Origin of the sequence: Vibrio sp. 10N.261.52.A1 (assembly GCF_002876325.1) — a bacterium.
Taxonomy (GTDB): domain Bacteria; phylum Pseudomonadota; class Gammaproteobacteria; order Enterobacterales; family Vibrionaceae; genus Vibrio; species Vibrio chagasii.
This window is the reverse complement of record NZ_MCYD01001425.1, coordinates 1-2,492: the sequence shown is the minus strand read 5'-3', so window position 1 is coordinate 2,492 and position 2,492 is coordinate 1. Positions and strand designations below refer to the sequence as shown.

Genomic DNA, 2,492 nt, shown 5'->3' with positions numbered 1-2,492 from the left:
TACCATCTTCATATTAAGCAAATACTATATACAGCAATGCCTTACAGTTAAAGCATGTATATATGAATAATACTTTTAGTTTTTGGGCCCATCTAATTTAATAATAAAAACGGAACAGTTGAATAATTCTAAAAAGGATAACATTTATCCTTTACTAATCTAACAACCGTTACCAATGAGCGAACATGGGCTTTGGCTCAAGTGTTGTGGAAACGTAGCATGCGTTAATCCACTCCTTTTTTGACTATCATTATGACAATTGCGATACCCCTAAAAAAAACAGTATATAAAACATGAAGTAATAACTGGCATAGAAGTTTCATACTCACTTAGACAACCCCATAGATGCTTAGACAAATAAAAGGGACTTAGCATGAAACGACTATTGGTTATAGCAGCAGGACTGACAGCGAGTTCAGTGAGTATGGCAGGACCATTTACGTCTTGCCCAAGTGATGCTTACCTAATACAAGGTAAGCCAGCCTCAGTGTATTCCGTTGACTTAGTGACAGGTAACAACAACTTAGAGACAGCAAGTATTGGCTTGGGGCAGTCTGGCTTTAATGCGGCAGGTTTCAGTGAGAATGACGGATACCTATATGGCTACGACAGCACTGGCTCTAGGGTTTTGAGGATGGGCAGTGATTTTCTAGCATCAGAGGTAACTGTTTCAAATTTGCCTAATTACGGTTTCATCGCCGGTGATGTCTATGACGACTATCTCTATTTCTACAACAAAACGAAAGGTATCTTCAAAATTAACTTAGCCCCCTTAGCGTCAAACTCCTCTGCAAGCTTAACCATGCAAACCGTCAAAACTTACAACAGCACCAAAGCCAACCACGCAGATATCGCAATCCACCCAAATAACGGAAAAATTTACGGTATCGACAATAATACCGGTGATTTGTTCGAATACCTTCGCTCGGACGGAGCTAGAACGAATTTAGGCGATACCGGGTTGGGAGTAAATAGCTTTGGTGCACTTTATTTTGACGGTGCCGGCTACCTTTACGCCGCCAGTAATAGTTCCGGTAATATCTACAGAGTCGATTTAACTGACCCGACAAACATAACGAATGTTAACGGTGTTTTTTTTGCAAATGGTCCGGCATCCGGTTCAAATGATGGTGCACGATGCGCTAGTGCAGACGCGGTTCCAACTAACTCTAACATTGATTTTGGTGATGCCCCTGACACTTACAGTACTACGTTGGCGTCAAATGGTCCCCGACATGACATAGATGGTGTGACTTACCTGGGTAGCATCTCTCCTGATGGCGATTCTGGGGCTCTTACAGACGATAATGCCGTTGGTACAGCCGATGAAGATGGCATCGGTTTCGTCGCAGCCCTAGACCCTGGATTAAGTTCAGTTATTGAGGTAACGGCGTCCTCATCTGGTTACTTATCTGCTTGGTTTGATTGGAACCGAGACGGTGACTTTGAGGATGCGGGAGAGCAAGTCTTCACTGACACGCTGCTCAATGCTGGTAGCAACTCTCTACCATTCATCGTCTCTCAGTCTGCTATAGCAGGGGCAAGCTGGAGCCGTTTTCGTTTCAGTCAGCAAACAGGGCTTAGCTACAACGGTGGTTCAACGTCTGGTGAGGTAGAAGACCACCCCATTACCATCACTGCAAATGGCTACGCCGTTGAGTATTTCCCAAGTGTTGACGACTATGCTTCCGTCGCCTTTGAGGACAACTGGCCGTACACGGCAGATTATGACATGAACGACGTCATAGTTGATCTCCAAATTACTGAAACCACATTGGCCACTCATGTTGAAATTATAAAAATTTCAGGGAAGCTGGTGTCCTATGGGGCAACGTATCAAAATGGCTTTGCTATTCGACTGCCAGGCATCACACGAAGCAGCATTGAATCAACGTTGACTACGTTGAAGTTTGATGGTGTTGAACAACCCTCTAACGGCTTAGAAAGCATATCCGATGAAGCAATATTTATCATCGGTGAAGACATGGGTGTGCACGCAAACAATAGTAGCGGCTGTACTTTCTTTAGAACCGAAACGGGCTGTGATACGAGTGCCTCTTTGTTTAGCTTTACCTTAGAGGTCTATTTTACCGAAGGCTCTGATCGCTCATCAATTACCGACATGCCGTACGACCCATTCATATTTGCGACACCAAACACTTATCACGGCGAAGGGCTCCCATTCCACCCAGGCAGAACTTGGGAGGTTCACCTCCCAGGACAAGCACCTACAGAGCAATTTGATACAAGCCTGTATGGTATTGGTGTCGATGCCAGCTTAAACGGTTCAAACAACTACTTTAAAACTGCAACATACCTTCCGTGGGCGCTACTAATAATGGAAGATTGGGAGTGGCCACTTGAATACATTGATATCGTTGACGCTTATCCAGAGTTCCAAGCTTGGGCTGAATCAGGGGGTGTCACAGATGAGAATTGGCACCAATCACCAGTAGCCGGCAAAACCTATAATCTTCCATAGAGAGAAAATA

Annotated in this window: 1 protein-coding gene; it reads left to right on the top strand. The window is 44.3% G+C overall.

Annotation, left to right across the window (positions count from 1 at the left end):
• Positions 1 to 373 precede the first annotated feature (373 nt).
• On the top strand, positions 374 to 2,482 hold the full coding sequence (locus tag BCT81_RS28725) for an LruC domain-containing protein (RefSeq protein WP_102426638.1): 2,109 nt from the start codon (positions 374 to 376) through the stop codon (positions 2,480 to 2,482).
• The last annotated feature ends 10 nt before the right edge of the window (positions 2,483 to 2,492 follow it).